Source organism: Gammaproteobacteria bacterium, from assembly GCA_041395725.1.
In the GTDB taxonomy this organism is placed as follows: Bacteria; Pseudomonadota; Gammaproteobacteria; order Pseudomonadales; family Pseudohongiellaceae; genus NORP240.
Window position 1 is genome coordinate 1,786,105 of the sequence record JAWKZW010000001.1, and the last position, 17,357, is coordinate 1,803,461.

13 protein-coding genes are annotated in these 17,357 nt (G+C 55.8%); 11 read left to right on the plus strand and 2 right to left on the minus strand.

Going from position 1 to position 17,357, the window contains the following annotated elements:
• Positions 1–5 precede the first annotated feature (5 nt).
• Positions 6–3,056 carry a TonB-dependent receptor gene (locus R3F50_07815; GenBank protein MEZ5490212.1) on the minus strand — a complete coding sequence of 1,017 codons (3,051 nt, stop codon included), beginning with the start codon at positions 3,054–3,056 and terminating at the stop codon, positions 6–8.
• A 1,067-nt stretch (positions 3,057–4,123) separates the two neighbouring features.
• Between R3F50_07815 and R3F50_07820 the strand changes: the two genes are divergently transcribed.
• The 6 genes from R3F50_07820 to R3F50_07845 all read left to right on the plus strand — a co-directional run bounded on the left by R3F50_07820 (position 4,124) and on the right by R3F50_07845 (position 7,960).
• Positions 4,124–5,275 carry an amine dehydrogenase large subunit gene (locus tag R3F50_07820; GenBank protein MEZ5490213.1) on the plus strand — a complete coding sequence of 384 codons (1,152 nt, stop codon included), beginning with the start codon at positions 4,124–4,126 and terminating at the stop codon, positions 5,273–5,275.
• A gap of 30 nt (positions 5,276–5,305) precedes the next feature.
• Positions 5,306–5,842, plus strand: a complete 537-nt coding sequence (locus R3F50_07825) for a MauE/DoxX family redox-associated membrane protein (GenBank protein ID MEZ5490214.1) — start codon at positions 5,306–5,308, stop codon at positions 5,840–5,842.
• Complete coding sequence (mauD, locus tag R3F50_07830; GenBank protein MEZ5490215.1) at positions 5,835–6,440, plus strand: methylamine dehydrogenase accessory protein MauD; 606 nt, start codon at positions 5,835–5,837, stop codon at positions 6,438–6,440. The genes R3F50_07825 and mauD overlap by 8 nt, the downstream gene beginning before the upstream one ends.
• Positions 6,437–7,000 carry a methylamine dehydrogenase light chain gene (locus R3F50_07835; protein MEZ5490216.1) on the plus strand — a complete coding sequence of 188 codons (564 nt, stop codon included), beginning with the start codon at positions 6,437–6,439 and terminating at the stop codon, positions 6,998–7,000. The genes mauD and R3F50_07835 overlap by 4 nt, the downstream gene beginning before the upstream one ends.
• Positions 6,984–7,433 carry a hypothetical protein gene (locus R3F50_07840; GenBank protein MEZ5490217.1) on the plus strand — a complete coding sequence of 150 codons (450 nt, stop codon included), beginning with the start codon at positions 6,984–6,986 and terminating at the stop codon, positions 7,431–7,433. Before R3F50_07835 ends, R3F50_07840 begins: the two co-directional genes overlap by 17 nt.
• Positions 7,434–7,531: 98 nt before the next feature.
• Complete coding sequence (locus R3F50_07845) at positions 7,532–7,960, plus strand: cytochrome c (GenBank protein MEZ5490218.1); 429 nt, start codon at positions 7,532–7,534, stop codon at positions 7,958–7,960.
• A 96-nt stretch (positions 7,961–8,056) separates the two neighbouring features.
• Here the strand turns inward: R3F50_07845 and R3F50_07850 are convergent, their stop codons facing one another.
• Positions 8,057–8,953, minus strand: coding sequence for a DMT family transporter (locus R3F50_07850; protein MEZ5490219.1), 897 nt, complete (start codon positions 8,951–8,953; stop codon positions 8,057–8,059).
• A gap of 212 nt (positions 8,954–9,165) precedes the next feature.
• On the opposite strand from R3F50_07850, the gene R3F50_07855 reads away from it, so the two are divergent.
• From R3F50_07855 to R3F50_07875, 5 genes are all read left to right on the plus strand, one after another.
• The gene (locus R3F50_07855; protein ID MEZ5490220.1) at positions 9,166–11,595 is read left to right on the plus strand and encodes a zinc-dependent metalloprotease; all 2,430 of its coding nucleotides are present in this window, start codon (positions 9,166–9,168) and stop codon (positions 11,593–11,595) included.
• Between the two features lie 360 nt (positions 11,596–11,955).
• Positions 11,956–12,792, plus strand: coding sequence for a cytochrome b/b6 domain-containing protein (locus tag R3F50_07860; protein ID MEZ5490221.1), 837 nt, complete (start codon positions 11,956–11,958; stop codon positions 12,790–12,792).
• A complete protein-coding gene (locus tag R3F50_07865) occupies positions 12,793–13,557 on the plus strand; it encodes a molybdopterin-dependent oxidoreductase (protein MEZ5490222.1) in 765 nt (254 codons plus the stop codon).
• A gap of 563 nt (positions 13,558–14,120) precedes the next feature.
• The gene (locus tag R3F50_07870; protein MEZ5490223.1) at positions 14,121–16,367 is read left to right on the plus strand and encodes a dynamin family protein; all 2,247 of its coding nucleotides are present in this window, start codon (positions 14,121–14,123) and stop codon (positions 16,365–16,367) included.
• A gap of 112 nt (positions 16,368–16,479) precedes the next feature.
• The gene (locus tag R3F50_07875) at positions 16,480–17,283 is read left to right on the plus strand and encodes a formyl transferase (GenBank protein ID MEZ5490224.1); all 804 of its coding nucleotides are present in this window, start codon (positions 16,480–16,482) and stop codon (positions 17,281–17,283) included.
• Positions 17,284–17,357 lie beyond the last annotated feature (74 nt).

Sequence of the window (17,357 nt, forward strand, 5' to 3'; positions counted from 1 at the left end):
TATTCCTATCGGAAAGGATTGAGGTTGGACAGGCTTTCAAAGTCTGCCGACAGCCCCAGGTAAACAACCCGGCCTCTGGGTCCAACCGGAATATTCAGGTACGAAGGATCCGGCTCCTGTTCTGTCAGATTGTTCACCCCAAAATAGGTTTCCAGTCCGTTGTTGAAGGTATAACTGGCCTGAATGTCATGAACCATCAAAGCATCGGTTTCCAGAAAAGCGGAGATGTCCGGCTCGCGGGCAATCTCATCATCCCGGTAGAGAGCCAGCGGGCTCTGATAACGGAACCGGTAAGTCACAGACAGTGGCCCGCGCAGCCAGTTGGCATTGAGGTTTGCGACCCATTCCGGCGCCTGTTCACCCAGCAGGGTATCGTCCAGGCCCGCTTCATCGATCAGTCTTGGGTCAGTAGTAGGCTGCGTCTTCAGCGACTCCAGGTAGGTGCCGTTCAGAGCCAGTGAAAGCGTACCGTAATCGTTGAGATCGATTGGGTAGTTCAGGCTGAAATCAACACCGGAAGTGTACAGGGTACTGACGTTGACTGGGCGTTGCTCCAGATCGACGATAATACCGACCAATGCGCCCTCTGTCTGGCGTGAGAAAAGATCACAGAAAGAGTTGTTGGTGGTTGGTTGATCGTAGCATCGCTCGACGATTTCGTCGTCACTGGGGTAGAGTACGCCCTGGGACATGTCGATCTCCCACCAGTCGATGGCGGCAACCAGACCGGGCGCCCATTGTGGTGTGTAGACAAGTCCAAGAGTCTGAGTTTCGCTGGTTTCCTCCTCAAGGTTGGGGTTTCCACCCCGTACGCCCGGACGGCCCACCGGTGAAGCGGATACGAAACCGTTCGGATCAATTCCCAGTGCCGATAGTTCAGCCTGACAGTTGGCAACCGTGTTGGCGGTCTGGAATCCCAGGTTGGCTGCCTCACAGGGATCGTCCGGGCGGAAAGAGGCCTGATTCTCTGGCTCGAACAATTCAACCAGGTTAGGTGCTCGCACTGACTCACCCAACGATCCCCGAACGATAAGACTGTCGTTCAGTGTCCAGTTGACGCCGAGGCTGTAGGCAGTGGTCTGACCGATTGTCGACCAGTCCGAATAACGGTAGGCGCCATCCAGTCGCAGACCCTGCATCAGAGGGCCAAGATCCTCGAAGACTGGCACCGAAACTTCGGTGAACAGCTCGGAAACGTCATAGGATGAGCCGCTGGGTCGGACGAAATCGAACGGGGTCAGACCGTTGGGGTTGCTGCGCAGCCGATCGGGCGTGTCCTCGACTTTCTCCTCGCGGTATTCTCCGCCCAGAACAAAATCGATGGCTCCGGCAGGCAGCTCGAAACCAAGGCCGGAGCTGTTGCCGGCCACGAAGGCGTTAAACACAGTCTGCTCTGCCTGACCTTCGCTCTTCAGAGGAACGCCAGCGTTGGTGATAAACGCCTGGGCTGCTCCGTTGGGATCGTTCGGGTTGATTCTGCCAGGGGTTAAAAAGTACTGCTCACCACTCACAAAAGGGTTAAAGGGGACACAGCCACTGTTGGGCCCCGGTGTGAAGGTCATATTAGCCGGGTCGCCCCACACATCAGGATTCCAGGGGGATACAACAGAGTCGTTTGGCGGAACTGCAGAGGGGTCCAGGTTAGAACGGCAGGTGGCCTGACCCGTGGCAGGATCAATCACCGCATCCAGGGATGCAAAGTAGCGGTCCTCAAGGCGCTGGTTGTTGAGCCTTGCTGTTACGTCGGTGACTCCGTAGTTGGCCGATGCTTCGTAGCTCAGCCAATCAGTCAGGTCGCCACGCAGTCCGACCACGAAGCGGGTAGTGTCCCGGGTATTGTCGTTCAGTGAGCGCATCTCCAGGTCGTCCCGCGCCAGGTTGATTGAGGGGTCCTGAATGCTGGCCAGTACGCTGTTGAAGGAACTCGGAATGAACGGGTTGTCCAGGCTAAGCTCCAGCACCGTGGTGTAGGAAGAGCTTTGCGGGTTTACCGCATCAGAGCGGACAAATTTAAACTCACCGAAAGCGGTGGCGTAGTCGTTCAGGTCATAGCGTCCAAGTACGTTGAAAGAATGGGTCTCCAGTTCCGGGATCAGCGAGGATGAGAAATACGCAGTCGGAGTGCCGTCGCCATACAGCTGGGCGAAGCCGGAGATCGGTGTGCCTTCGTCAAACTGTGTCCCTTCGGCGTTCAATGCGATGGGTGACGGATAGGTCAGCTCTTCCCCGCTGACAGGGTCGAAGCCGAGAATATCATAGCGACCATCCGGGGCCGTATAAGTAAAGGTGCGGCTTCCCGGAGGGGTCAGAATCCGATCTGGAACATTGGGATCGTCTGTCTGACGGAACTCTGCCGGGTTGTTCTGCAGGTACTGCCTCTTCTTGAGGGCGTAATCCCGTTCGAAAATCTCCAGCCTTTCCTGATTGCGGTACTCGTAGCTGGCGGTCACGTTACCTTTGCCGTCTGCAAAATTGGTACCCGCGGTAAAGGAGGCGAAAAAATCTTCCGCGTCACCCTGGTCGGACATGCCGCCCTGGGTGCGGACGGCAAAACCCTCAAAGTCGTCCTTCAATACGAAGTTCACGGCCCCTGATACCGCGTCAGCACCATAGACCGCCGAGGCGCCGCCGGTGAGGACGTCGACCCGCTCGATCAGGGCGATCGGGATGGTATTGGTGTCGACCAGGGGCTCGCCGGTGGCAATGGCGCTTACGTGGCGCCGGCCGTTGACCAGGGTCAGCGTACGGTTGTTACCGAGGTTGCGCATATTCAGCGCGTTAACCCCGGCCTGGGCGCCACCGTCGTCCCGCTGTGTATTAAATGAACCGGATGACCCAACCAGCGCCCCAACTTCACTGACGAAATCTTCTATATTGACGTTTCCTGATTGCTGGATTCGCTCTGCTCCCAGAGATAAAACCGGGGCGACGTAGTCACCTTCAAAACGAGTGATACGCGATCCGGTGACAACCACCTCTTCCACTTCGTCTTGTGCCTGGACGGGAGATGCCAGGGGAATCAGTGCGGCGGAGATCGCCGCTGACAGTACGTTCATTCTATATCGGGTCGGGCTTGTTTTGCAGTCGGTGCGCATTGTGATGCCTCGCAGGTATGGTTGAAACATTTAGATAGTATTAATACACATGGCGCCCTTTATTCTTCTCTGAAGGTGATTTGGACCGCCAACGATGTTCTTTGTGCCTGAAGCTGCACTAGCTTTCGCAATATTCTTCAGCAGTATTTGTGCCAAAGTTAAACTTCGGGGCTCTCTGTGATGCTGAGAAAGTTTTTAAAAGAATTGAGCTGACAATCAGCTGTCAGGCCGGGGAGGCACGTAACATAATGATATATATAGGTAATATGCTTCCTGGTGAAGGCTTGCCAGGTCTCTTCGAGGTAATATTCAATGCTGTTTTAATAACCTATCGATCAATATAGATAAATATTATTATCCGTATCTAACGCAGCAATGCGGCGAGACTGGTGCGAGCAAAGTGCACTTTACTGGTGCTGTTGGCGCACTTTCTGCGCGCACGGTAGGCGCCCGGGCTGCGCGCGCCGGGCAGGGCTTTAACCAGGCGCGTGCCGCTGAAAACCGCTTTACTAACGGGAAGGAATGTAAAGCCATTCAAAATATACGGTTATCAGGGCGCGGGCTGAATCTTAGACCCCTGGTCTGGCTTTTCTGAGTGCGGTAAAAATAAAGTATGAGAGCTGATAAAAGGGAACAGGCTGTGCGTTTCATTTATCTTTCGTGCGCAGAAGTTTCGATTATACAGGTGACGGTTGTCACCTTTTGGTGCGATATCACATGGTACGGAACCGCCAATGCGCTTATTGAGTGCCGTTTTTCGGGCGCCCATTCCTGGCGAGTGCATGAATAATGAACCAAATCATTGAGATACAGTGCTTTATCTAATATGGCATAGAGATTGCTAATTCATAACGTGCCTACCCCGCTGTTTATAGGAGGCAGGGACAGGCATAGAAATGTAGTAGTAAAACGGCCGGGAATATAAACCGGTAACACGAATAAAGACTCTAGCTATTCGGTAGCATATCCTCGTGATAAGATCTTTGTGATTTTCAAGCACCGAATGGATATTTTCCTGGGAGTAATGAATGTTTAAGCGTCTGGTTTATTTTGTGATGATGGCAGCGGCCGCGGTCACTGCTAATGCTCAGCCTTGGGACACCGTGGCTGGAGATTCGCTGGTCCTTGATATTGAGGATATCGGCCCCCACTGGTTTTCCGTCCGGGGTGGTCAAATTGCCTACCTGATTGACGGTGATTCAGGTCGGGTCAAAGGAACGTTGCAGCTGTCGCAGTTTTCCCCGGCAATCCGGCCACACATGGACAAGGGTATGATCTATGCGTACGGATCTTTCTACACACGGAACGTCTACGGTGACCGCACCGATGTCGTTATCGGTTTCGATGCAACGACAACGCTGCCCGTAGTTGAAGTGGAGATTCCCGCCAGGGCGGCAGGCATAGGTCACAGCGGAATGATCGGTCTGATTGATGATAAATTCATCGGTGTCTGGAATATTTCTCCCGGCGTGTCAGTGTCAATCGTTAATACCGAAACCAATGAATTCGTCGGTGAGGTTTCAACACCCAACTGCGCGGGCGTCTACCCGGTGGATGGCGGCTTTATCATGGCCTGTGCTGACGGCAGAGTTCAGCTTATAGAGCTTGATGAAAGCGGCGCGGAGATTGGCCGACGACGCAGTGAGGTTTTCTTCGACCTGGAAGAGGACCCGGTCTACGATTACGCAGTGGCGTCAGCTGAAGGCTGGATTTTCATGTCGCTGGAAGGCATGGTCTATGAAGTCACCGTTGAAGGTGGCGAAGTGCTGGTAACAGACGGCTGGTCCATTAACCCGCCGGACTCGGAAACGCCTGACCGCAACGGCTTTGTCGTGACGCCTGATGATAACTGGCGGATCGGTGGCAGGCAGCCGTTCGCTTACAATGCCGACACCGGAATACTGGTTACGGTGATGCATCAGGGTGGTGGACAGGAAACTTTCGAGGATGCCGGCACCGAAGTCTGGGGATTCAATGTGCCCACTCAGCGTCGTGGATACCGACTGGCCGTTGATGATGGTCATGAGGTGAGCAGCGTTCAGCTGACTCAGGACGAGGAACCGCTGATGATGATGTCTGTCGGTGGCAATCTTGAAATCCGTAATCCGCGGACCGGTGGGCTTATCCGCGTAGTCGAAGATATCCGCGGTGGCCTGATCCAGAATCTCTGGTTTGACTAAGCGCTGTGGACGACAGGAGTTAATGCTCACATGATTGATCCTTTAATAACACTTGTCATCTCGGTGTCCCTGGCGTTGCTGTTCTTTATGGCCGCCAGGCACAAGATGAGTTCGCTGGCCGAGTTTGAAGGTCAGCTGGCCGCCTACGAGATTCTGCCTGCAGCATTGGTGCCGACTGCGGCGCGTCTGCTGCCGATTGTCGAAATGGCGGTGGTCTTCCTCATTCTGATACCGATGACACGCTCTTTCGCCGCATTCCTTGCCGTGCTGCTGCTCTCTACGTATGCCCTGGCCATGGCTGTCAACATACTGCGCGGGCGCAAGGACATCGATTGCGGTTGCGGTGGTCAGCCACAGGTACTGTCAGTGTGGTTGGTGGTGCGCAACGTTGTGCTGGTTCTGGGCAGCAGCCTGCTGCTGACCCCGGGCGCTCAGCGATCCGTCGCATGGAGCGATATGCCTTTTCTAATTTTAATGACAGCGGTGCTTGCCATGGTCTATCTGTTGGTGGAGCAACTGGTAAGAAATCAATCCGTTATGACCCACAGGAGTTCCAGCAATGGATAGTTACATTTTTGAAATAGTTTTGCTGCTGTCCGCAGTAGTGCTGATACTGGTTCTGGCGATGTTCGCGCTGGCACGTCAGATCGGCGTTCTCCACACCCGCCTTGCTCCTGCTGGCGCCCTGATGACTACAGCTGGGCCTAAAGTGGGGCAACCGGCACCGATACTCTCGGTTCCGGATCTCAAAGGTGATTCGATAACCATAGGCGGGGTTCGTAAGATTCCACAATTGGTTCTGTTCGTGTCTCCGACCTGCCCCATCTGCAAGGAGCTGGTACCTACGGCCAAATCCATGGCGAAGAGTGAAAAACTTTCCCTGGTGTTTGGTAGTGATGGAGGCCAGGTCAAGAAGCACAGTGATTACGTAAGCAAGATGAAACTCGAATCTTATCCTTACATCGTTTCACTGGAACTTGGAATGAAATTTGAAGTGGGCAAACTGCCCTATGCAGTCCTGATCGACGAGCAGGGCGTGTTGAGGTCCAAAGGGCTGGTAAACAGCCGTGAACATCTGGAAAGCCTGGTAGATTCGATGCGCAGTGGCTATGAGTCGATTCAGGACTACCTGGTCAAAGAAGAACTTATTGGAGAACAGGCATGAACAACCGAGAACAGCTCCTGGAACAATTACTCAAAGATCTGGACGCGGCCACGACCGGAGCGATCCGCTTCTTCGCAGCCAGAACTTCCCGCCGCTCGTTTTTCGGCAGGTTAGGGGTTCTCCTGGTTGGTATGGGGACAATTCCGATACTGCCTGTTATTCGTGAGGCCAATGCGCAGAGCTCCGACGACATTCCCGATATGGGTGATCCCGAAGCCTGCGAATACTGGCGTTACTGCGCCATGAGCGGCAGTCTTTGCTCATGCTGTGGTGGTACCGTTACTCAGTGTCCTCCTGGGGCGGAAACCGCCACGGTGGCCTGGATTGGAACCTGTCAGAATCCTGCCGACGGCCAGGACTACCTGATTTCCTATAACGACTGCTGTGGCAAGGGTGGTTGCGGTCGCTGTGGGTGTCACCGTTCGGAAGGCGATCGACCGGTTTATTTCCCGAGTAAAGCTAACAGCATTCTCTGGTGTTTCGGGTCTACCAGCCATGCCTATCATTGCACCCTGGCGCGAATCATCGGTGTTGGTGCCAGCAATGTCGTCGATCCCTGATCTGAAGCGGATGCTGCGGTCTGTCACCATGCTGGCGCTTGCTACCACTTCTCTGGTGGCAAGTGCCGCGATGGCACAGACGGGGCGGGAACAGTTTCATTTTTTGCAGTTTTGTGCCGGGTGTCATCTGGTGGATGGCAGCGGCGTGCCACCCGAAGTGCCGAACCTGCGAATCGATCTCGGTAACCTGCTCGATACACCCAAAGGCAGAGATTTCATCCTGCGAGTGCCGGGTGTCGTTGGCGTTCCGATAGCCGTGGACGAGGTGGCTGACCTGATGAATTGGATAATTACCACCTATTATCCGGAACGGTCCGGATTTAAACCCTTTACTGTTCCGGAAATTGAAGCGGGTCGTGCCAACCCGCTTTACGATCCTCTTAAATACCGGGCCGAGCATTTCCCCAATCTTTATCAGCAGCTGAGTCCATGAACACTTTTTATACTCACTTAAAGGGTTGTCCTTCCCACTGTGTCAGTAACCTGGCCGAGGCACGGGTTAGTGCGAATTCTGTGAGGCGTGTTGCAGCAATGTTCGCCGTCATGATTCTGGCCTTGTCGATCGGCACGGCAGCGAATGCAGAGTCGGGAGATTCACCTTCCTTTGCCTACCTGTTGCACTGTGCCGGCTGCCATCTTGAGAACGGCGCGGGAGATCCTCCTGACATTCCCGATCTGCGGGAGGAACTCGGTCTGTTGCTGACGGTACCCGAAGGTCGGCACTACGCACTCCGTGTTCCCGGTGTCACGGATGCACAGGTATCCGATGAGCAGATGGCTGCCTTAATGACCTGGCTGGTTAACCGGCTATACCCGGAAAAGGAGGGTTTTGAGCCGTTTACCGCTGCCGAGGTCATTGCGGGCCGGGAGAATCGTCTGTCGGATCCAGTGCGTTACCGCAACGAGTTGCTCATTGAACTGACTGGCACCGCCGAGCAACCCAAGGGAGCCGTGGATTAAGTCCTGTCACGATCAGCAAGCAGAACCTGGGATAGCTCAGGTTCCTGCAACAAATTCCCTCAAACAGCTGCCAGGCAGTAAAGTTACCCCCCTTTGTCAGGCGACTGCGCTATCGTCCTCGTGAGAAGACCAGTTCCTGGCTGAAACAAGACAGGCTGCGACGATCAGGATGGTGCCCAGGATGGTTGTGGGTGTCACCGTTTCATCAAACACTATCCAGCCCAGGATGGCAGCCCAGACGAAAGCCGTGTACTCGACTGGCAAAAGGATATTTGCGGGGGCTCTGGCATAGGCCCAGGACATCATCTGCAACGACGCAATGCTCAGCACCGCGGCTGCCACCAGCGGGCTGAGAAAAACAGGCGCCGGAATCTCACCAAAAAAAGGCGCCAGACTGCCGAATAGCGCCAGCAGCACGCAGTTCTGAAAGAATGCGATTTCGACCGGCCGGGCCACGAGCGCCTGTTGGCGTTGCAGGATCAGGTTGTAGGCATACAGCAGCGCCGAGGCAAGAACGGCGATAATTCCCTTGCTGGTCTCTTCGTCATACTGGCCGCTGAACCGCCCGGTGATAATGACACCGGCACCCAGCAGACCGATCAGAGAGGCAATGACAGCCCGACGACTGATGGTCTCTTTGAGCAGCACTCTGGCCAGGTAGAGAGCGAACAGCGGTGCAATGAAGGTTAGTCCTACAGCTTCCGCAACGGGCAGGAATTTCAGGCCCCAGAAGAATAGAAACGCCATTATGGCAAGAATCAGGCCACGCAGGACGTGTAAACGTATCACCGCAGGCTCGGGCAGGGTGGGTCGGCTCCGTAGAAACAGAATGCCAGCAACCACAACGCCGATCAGGCTGCGCCAGAGCATCGCGTTGTAAGCGCCGAGGCCCAGCGACAGTCCCTTCATTACCACATCCATGACCGAAAACAAGGCAATTCCGGCGCTGGCGACGGCTAGCGCGACGGTGTAACCAGATTGAGGATTGTGCATTCCAGGGGAGTTCCCTTTGGGGTGGTTGACATGACAGCAAGACAACGGGACTGCCGGGGCGTGGATTCTAACCCGATCACTGCCTGAATTCTTAGTCCGGGACTGCTGCGCGGCTGCCAGGTGCGGTCGCAATGTTTCCGCCCGTTGCCATTCTCGCGCCAAGCCATTAGTCTTCTACTCACCCCCAGTCTCTTTCAATTCAGGTTTTTCCCATGTACAGATTCGTCGTTTTTCTGGTTGTTGCGCTGGCTGTTTCCGGTGGCGTGTTCGCTGCTGAAGAGATGCCGACCATAGAACAGGCTGTAGCCGGGGCCGACCCCCATCCGGGTTACTTCAACTTTTATTACGAGGCCGGCAGCGGCCGTCTGCTACTGGAGATAGAGCGCTTCGACGAAGAATTCCTGTACGTGAACTCTCTGGCTACAGGAGTCGGGTCCAATGACATCGGGTTGGATCGTGGCCAGATCGGGGATACCCGGGTAGTGGAGTTCGAACGCTTTGGCAACAAGATATTCCTCAAACAGATCAACCTGGATTACCGGGCTCAGTCAGACAATGAACTGGAACGCCTGGCCGTTGAAGAAGCCTTTGCCGAATCGGTGTTGTGGGGCTTTGAAATCATAGCCGAATCCGCAGCACGGGTACTGGTGGACGCTACCGGGTTCCTGCTGCGGGATGCGCACGGTGTAACCAACAGCCTGGCCGCAGGAGAGCAGGGTAATTACGCCGTCGATGTATCACGCTCGGCAATCTACATGCCCCGGACCCGAAATTTCCCTCAAAATTCGGAATTCGAGGCACTGCTTACTTACACCAGCGCTGCGCGGGGAGGGAACCTGGTTCGCACTGTGGTACCGGACCCTCAAAGTATTTCGGTACGACTGCACCATTCGCTGGTCCAGTTGCCCGAGCCAGGCTATCAGCCACGACGCTTTCATCCGAAGTCCGGTTTCTGGTCCAGGGGCTTCGAGGACTATGCAGCCCCTATCAACGAAGATATGACACAACGCTTCATCGGTCGGCACCGATTGCAGAAGCGTGACCCGGATGCCGCTGTCAGCGAGGCTGTGGAACCTATAGTCTACTATCTGGATCCGGGGGTGCCCGAACCCGTGCGTTCAGCCTTGCTTGACGGCGCCCGCTGGTGGGCTGACGCCTTCGAGGCAGTAGGCTTTCGTAATGGATTTCAGGTGGAACTGCTGCCTGAAGATGCCGACCCCATGGATATCCGCTATAACGTTATTCAATGGGTGCATCGTTCCACGCGAGGCTGGTCTTACGGGTCAAGTGTCATAGATCCGCGTACCGGTGAAATCATCAAAGGCAAGGTAACTCTCGGTTCGTTGCGGGTCAGGCAGGATTATCGCATAGCACAGTCATTGATCGGCCTGGCGATGGAAGGGGCCGATGAGTCCATACAGCAGCTGGCCCTGTCCCGTATCAGGCAGTTGTCTGCCCACGAGGTGGGTCACACCCTGGGTATTGCCCATAATTTCGCCGCCAGCATAAATCAACGGGCCTCGGTAATGGACTATCCCCATCCTCTGATCGACATTGACGACCAGGGGGTTCTGAATGCCTTGAACGCCTACGACATCGGTCTTGGACAGTGGGATTACCAGGTAATCAAATACGGATATAGCGAATACAGCAGTCCCCAGCAAGAGGCTGTCGGTCTGGCTAACACCCTGCAGGAAAGCGCGGATGCAGGGCTGCTGTTTATCTCCGACCAGGACAGCAGGCCACCTGGCAGCTCTCATCCGCTGGCACATATGTGGGATAACGGCGCTTATCCCACCGAGGAGCTGGAGCACCTGCTGGAAGTTCGCCGCGAGGCTATGAGCCAGTTTGGCCGACGGAATATTCGCGCCGGGCAGCCCTATGCAGAGCTGGAAGAGGTGCTGGTTCCACTCTACCTGTTGCACCGCTATCAGATAGAAGCCACCCATCGGCTGATAGGTGGAACCTACTATGACTACGCAGTTTATGACGGCGTTGCCGAGGCCACCGACCCGGTTATCGTCCCGGTTCCTGCTGATGAGCAGCTGCGAGCTCTGGATGCGTTGATCGCGACGCTGGATACGGTCGAGCTGACTCTGCCTGCTGCCATTCTGGAGCTTATTCCTCCCAAGCCAATCGGTTATGCCCGGGGCAGGGAAAGTTTTTCGGGTCGTACATTCCAGAACCTTGATTATGTGGCAATGGCCGAATCTCTCGCCGACCATATCGTCAGCGGCGTGCTGCACCCCCAGCGCCTTACCCGGGTCAGTAATCTACACGGCAATGACCGATCACTTCCAACTGTCTACGCCGTGGTAACCCGCTTGCTGGACAACGCCTACCGGTTCTCGGCAGCGGATGACCAGCAGGCCACCGTGCAACGGGCTCTTAACCACGTAATCCTGTACCGGCTTATGGAGCTGGTGCGGCACGATGCACTGGATAATCAGGTAAAGTCTCAGGTTGCCCTGGCACTGCGTGACCTGCGCGACCGGATCAATGCTCGGCGGGAGGGGGGCGGTATTCTGTGGCTGGCCAGTCACCAGCTGGCACTGGATGAAATAGACAGCTGGTTTGACCGGGGCTCACGCGAGAGTTTGTTGACCAAGCCATTACCGATGCCCCCCGGCGCCCCGATCTGAAACGCCCGGTCTGACGGGGCCGGCCCGCTGCATGCGCCGCTTTGTTCATGGCATGTGAAAGTGAAAGCACACAGTGTATTGTAGAAGGGGCGGCAGGAGAGCAATGAAGGGAGAACAGGAAGCGCGAACAGAGAGAGCAGGGGAAACAAGGGATACAAGGGATACAAGGAAAATAGGACAGTAGGAGAGCTGTGATACACCTTCCCGGTATACGTCGCTGCGTCGCCATCTCAACAGATGTCGGTCGAACCTTGAATTGTTAAATCACGGGGCTTCTGGCTCAGAAAGGTTTCCTTCCCGGGGTCGCTTTTCACCGGGCCAGATGCTTACACAACTGCAGGTAACAGGGAGCACAAGGCTGTGGAGAATCACTCGCAACAGGACAAGCTGGATTCAGGGCAACCCGGCTCTTTTGCTTACCTGCGTTTTCCTCTCTCGACCCGGTTGTTACACTGGGTGTCAGCGCTGGCAATCTTCATACTGGTATGGAGCGGATTCTGGATATTCAACATCCACCCCCGCCTTTACTGGGGAGAGACGGGATACTTTGGTACACCGGCAGTCGCCGAGCTGGTGGCCGATACCTCCAGCGAACCCGCAAAGATGGCGATCCGGATCGGCTCCCAATCCCTGGATGTAACCGGTATTCTGGGCCGGGTGAATCGTCAGCCCTTTGTACGCTTGTTTAATTTTCCCAGCGGATTCCAGTTTGGTGGCACCCGTGCCCTGCATTTTACCGCCGCCTGGGTGCTGGTACTCAGCTGGTTGGCCTATGTCTATCACCTGGTTGCCAGCGGCAGGCTCAGGAGCAGCTGGTTGCCCGGGAAGCATGAGTTGTCTCCCCGCCATCTGGGTCGGGATATAGTCGATCACCTGAGACTGCGACGTGCCAGGGGCGATGCGGCGCGCCGCTACAACACGCTGCAAAAGTTCAGCTACCTGGGCGTGATGTTTATTCTGCTGCCTTTATTGTTTCTGTCCGGGTTGACCATGTCCAACAGCGTAACAGCAGCCTGGCCATTTCTGTTCGACCTGTTCGGAGGCCGGCAGTCGGCCCGGACTCTGCATTTCGTGTTCGCTTTCTCAATGGTGCTGTTTGTCCTTGTGCATGTTGTGCAGCTTTTTGTAGCAGGCTTCTTCAATTCTGTCCGGGCCATGATCACCGGGCGCTTTCGCATCACCCCGGAGGACTTTTAGATGCCAGTAAAGATCAAGCGTCGCGCGGTGATACGAAGTGCTCTCATTGGTGGTGCGGCTGGCGGGGTTGCTCTGGCAACCTACCGGTATCCCGGCTCTATCCGCAATGTCTATGATATCGCCGATGCCATGAACTACGGAGTCCACGATCTGCTCCTCAGAGGGCAGCCCAGGGTTCGTGAATTCAGTCGGGCCGACGTGGCGCTGGATTTTCCGACCAGCGGTGTGACCTCGCCGGGAGACGACCGCTACCACCGGGTCAAGGAGAATGGCTTTGCCGATTGGTCATTCACTCTGGACGGCCTGGTGGACAATCCCCTCAACCTGAGTCTCGCGGACTTGAAGGCATTGCCGGCCCAGACGCAGATAACCCTGCACACTTGTGACGAAGGGTGGAGTGCAATCGGCGCCTGGACCGGCGTGCCTCTCGCCAGCCTGCTCGCCATGGCAGGCATCAGGGAGGGCGCCAGATATGTGGTCTTTCACTGCATGGATACCCAGTACAACCAGCTCCCTTACTACGAGAGTATCGACCTGTTGGCCGCGACTCACCCGCAGACCATTCTCGCCTATGGCCTGAACGGCGAGGCCCTGCCCGAAAAAAACGGTGCGCCGCTACGATTGCGCATCGAGACTCAGATTGGCTACAAGCACGCCAAGTTTGTTGAACGGGTCGAGGTAGTAAACAGCCTGGAGTCGATCGGTGCCGGGCGCGGCGGCTGGTGGGAAGACTGGAATGGTGCCGTCTGGTACGCCGGCCTCTAGGGCATGTTCACACCAAGGAACCTCTGATTATCACTGCTGGAGGTCATTTTTACCTCCAGCCAGGCGGCGGTGCATTGCCCGGACAGTGCAGAGCAGGCTGGGAGTCACGTACCTTGACGCTGGTCCAACCATAGGGGCACCAGTGCGATATCGGCTCGGAGGCTCTTCGGGACGCCTCTGATAGCAGAAGGTCGGCACTGTCGGTTATCGGGTATTCGACCGGTGTTGGCTCGTCCTCACAATAACTCTTAACGCCATTTAAATCGCAGGCGCTTCGCCCTATCGGAAGGTGGGCACAACTATTTTTCAAAACTATGGAAGTTCTCAAATAACTGTCGATACATAGTTAAGTTCCTAAATTTAAGACCCTGCCTTTTAATGTCCTGACGTTAAAGTCCTGACAGAAGGAGGGTGGAGGGTTCAGCAGCAGCGGTTATTCTGGTCGGCCGGGTTCGGCGGTCACGCTCTGAAACACAGTAATTCAGAGGCACTGCACGACTGGGTCGATTCATTACGCGACTGAAATTCCCCTTCCGGGTTGACTCACAGGGAGTTCATTTCTGATGAAGACTGAAGTACAGAGTTTTTGCGAGCAATTTTCCCGGCAGCTTGGGCCGTTCGGGTATCGGCTGGACAGGGCTGTCAGCGCTCTTTCAGGGCAGCTGGGCCAGATTGATCTGGACTGCCTGAACGAAATCAGAGCCAATCTGCGGGACATTCAGCACCGCTATGGAAACCTCCAGGAAAAAGTCGATAACCAGCAGGCATACCTGTTGATTTTCGGGCCACTCAAGAGTGGTAAATCCACACTGATGAATGCCATCAGCGGCACTTACGTCAGCGAAGTCTCCAGCCTGCCTTCCTATCCCACCCTGGTCTATGTGAAGAACGCAGCGCAGCCCCGCTTTCAGGCCACCGATTACACAGGTGAAACCCGTGATTTTACCGGCAGCCGGCAGCTCTGCAGCGCGATCAAGCTGGAGCACGAGCGGCTGGCCAGCACAATCCGGCTGGCTGAGTCCGCGGGTCAGGAATTCGAGCCCTCCCGGCACCTGCCGGAAGCAATCCGAAGAGTGAACGTGGAACTGCCTGCTCAGCCCCTGGCTGATTCCGGCACTGTACTTATCGACACCCCGGGGCTTTACACGCACATGAAGTTTGGCTACGACCAGATGACCCGGGAGCTGCGTAACACCGCGGCTTGCGGGATTTTCGTGGTCAGAAGCGACAACCTTTTCTTCGAAAAGGTTTTTGATGAGTTCGAAGAGCTGTTGAACAGCTATGGGCGCATTTTTCTCATCACCAATATCGACAGCTCGAAACAGGATCTGCAGCCGGATGGCAGTCTGACAGCCAGTCTTGAAAGCTCCAATCCCGAGCAGGTGCTGGAAGCGTTCCGGTCTCTGAGTATGAATGCTACCCTCAGGCAGGCTATCGAGGATGGACGTCTTAGCCTGTACCCCATTGATCTGCAGAAAGCGGCAGCCAGGCGCCTGTCGGCAGCAGGACAGGATAGTAACGAGACAACTGCGCAGGATCTTGATCCCGAACTTGATCCTATAGAAGTTTACGACGAGTTCCAGGCGGGCACCGAGGCTGATGGCTTCGACCCTTTCCTGCAGGATCTTACCGACTACCTCAACAGTAACGAATATATCCGCGACTTCATGGCGGACAGCCTCAGGATGGCCGGCGAGCTGGGAATGGGCACAGTCGAGCTGGCCACCAGCAAGGCTGCCAACGAACTGCTGGAATCCTGTGTCGGGTTGCGGGCGACTATTGATAAGAAGCAGAAGCAGGCCGAGGCGATCGAAAAAGTAGAGGACCTTGACTGGTCGGCTAGCTTTGGGCATCTGGATGCGGAAAAGGACCAGTTGCTGGACACCCTGAGCCAGGACTATTCCCGCCTGGTCGGAGCGTTGGAAAATGGCCTGTCAGAATGGCTGGATACTGATGACTCCTGGCAGGATCTGGTGAACTGGCACCTCAAGAACACGCTGGAGCAGGAAGTCCGTCGTGACGCCAGCAACATTGTCGATCACTTCCGGCCCTTGCTGGCCGGCTATTCAGGCGGCGCCCGGCTCAATATGTTCCAGATGGGGCGCCTGCATCAGGCCGGCCTGCGCATCGAGGAAAGCGTGCCTCAGTTGCTGCGCAGCCTGGGTGATAAGGTACAGGCAGGCATGCCACGGCTGGATCTGGATGTTGAGGAGGTTCCGCTCAAGCGTTCCCTGGTTGACCTGGTGCTGTTCAGAAAGAGGCCCAAGGTGCTGGAAAAATTCTTTGGCAGGGACGGCGATCAGTCTATTCCAGCCAGGAAGAAGCGCAAACGTCTGGGCGGTGGTGGCGAAGAGTACCTGAAAGAGCAGCTTCAAAGGGTAATCAATGAGCAGTTGCCCGCACTGCAAAGAGACTACATCGAACAGATTCTGGAGAGCTATCGTGCTGCATTCACCGAGGCCATGCAGCGACGGGCCGCCGAACTGCGGGTGAGTGTAAAACAGGAGATCAGCGATTGTCGGGAGCAATTGAAGGCGCGGATGCAGGCGGTGGGTATTCTGGAAGGTACAAAAGCCTCGGCCCAGAAGCTCACCGCGTCGCTGGGCCAGATTCAGTCCGAGTTTGATATCCGGATTGCCAGCAATGCTGCTGCACTGGACGGCGGAGAGGAAGCTCGGCAGGAGTCGGACGAGGCCGTGATAAACACGCTGGAGCCGAGGGTTGACGAACCGGCAGCCAGCAAGTCAGGCGCTTACGACTCCGACACCGAGGATTTTCCGATCCTGAGTGGAAACCTGGCCACGTATTGAGCGCGGCGCTGATTCAGGCCAGGTCGTAACAGAACAGATCAGATAGGGCGGCTGTGACATCGGTATTCGCAGCCGCCTTATCAGGCATTACCAAATCTCGCGGCGTCCGCCGATGAACATCACCTTACTTGCCAACAGAGACATTGCCAGTTGCCTGGCAGTCAATTACCTGCTGCAGGGTCTGCAGGGTCATCAGCTTTCACTGTTCCTGTCGGCGCGGGTGGGCAGTAAACCTCTCGCTGCGCCACTTCAGCATCTGAAGTTTGTTGAACAGGACCTGTTCAACAAACTGCTGTTCCCCCTGTTGCCAGAAAGTAAGCATGCTGCAGGAGCGGAGCTGCTGGGGTTCGATCAACTGCAGGGTCGTTTCGCTGGCGGTGTACAGGAACTGGATGTCATTAACACCGGGGCGGGGCTGGAAAAATTTGCCGCTACTGAGCCGGACCTGGTGCTGTCGGTTCGTTTCGGTCTGATCCTGCGCGAGCCCGCCCTGGCGGTGCCAGGACACGGCGTACTGAATCTGCATTCCGGACACCTGCCAGACTATAAAGGCGTCATGGCAACCTTCTGGGCATTGCTGAATGGTGAATCAGAAATCGGTACCACGTTGCACTATATAGACGACAGCAGCATTGACGCAGGGCGGATCATAGCGTCCACCACTTTGCCCGTTGACCGGGGTAAGTCCTATCTTGGCCATGTTCTGGCGTTGTATCGCGACGGATGTCGGCAAATGGTGCAGGCGGTACAGACCGTCGAGGCACGGAGTCAATTGCCGGCCTGCACCCAGGCGGCGCCCGGCAACTATTACAGTTTCCCCACCGAGGCTGACCTGGAGGCATTCACCGCCCGGGGGTGGCGGCTTTACGACCCGGACGATGTCCTGGATTTAGCCCGACGCTTTCTGGCGGGATAAGCAGCTCGTGTCGAGAACGCCGGGGAGTGGGCCCAAAGACCCTGGAATCATCCATCATCCTGTCTCGCAATCGG

Bases quoted from the DNA above. Each gene is read 5' to 3' on its own strand.
- R3F50_07815 (MEZ5490212.1), bottom strand. From the start codon at position 3,056: ATGAACGTACTGTCAGCGGCGATCTCCGCCGCACTGATTCCCCTGGCA.
- R3F50_07820 (MEZ5490213.1), top strand. From the start codon at position 4,124: ATGTTTAAGCGTCTGGTTTATTTTGTGATGATGGCAGCGGCCGCGGTC.
- R3F50_07825 (MEZ5490214.1), top strand. From the start codon at position 5,306: ATGATTGATCCTTTAATAACACTTGTCATCTCGGTGTCCCTGGCGTTG.
- mauD (MEZ5490215.1), top strand. From the start codon at position 5,835: ATGGATAGTTACATTTTTGAAATAGTTTTGCTGCTGTCCGCAGTAGTG.
- R3F50_07835 (MEZ5490216.1), top strand. From the start codon at position 6,437: ATGAACAACCGAGAACAGCTCCTGGAACAATTACTCAAAGATCTGGAC.
- R3F50_07840 (MEZ5490217.1), top strand. From the start codon at position 6,984: ATGTCGTCGATCCCTGATCTGAAGCGGATGCTGCGGTCTGTCACCATG.
- R3F50_07845 (MEZ5490218.1), top strand. From the start codon at position 7,532: ATGTTCGCCGTCATGATTCTGGCCTTGTCGATCGGCACGGCAGCGAAT.
- R3F50_07850 (MEZ5490219.1), bottom strand. From the start codon at position 8,953: ATGCACAATCCTCAATCTGGTTACACCGTCGCGCTAGCCGTCGCCAGC.
- R3F50_07855 (MEZ5490220.1), top strand. From the start codon at position 9,166: ATGTACAGATTCGTCGTTTTTCTGGTTGTTGCGCTGGCTGTTTCCGGT.
- R3F50_07865 (MEZ5490222.1), top strand. From the start codon at position 12,793: ATGCCAGTAAAGATCAAGCGTCGCGCGGTGATACGAAGTGCTCTCATT.
- R3F50_07870 (MEZ5490223.1), top strand. From the start codon at position 14,121: ATGAAGACTGAAGTACAGAGTTTTTGCGAGCAATTTTCCCGGCAGCTT.
- R3F50_07875 (MEZ5490224.1), top strand. From the start codon at position 16,480: ATGAACATCACCTTACTTGCCAACAGAGACATTGCCAGTTGCCTGGCA.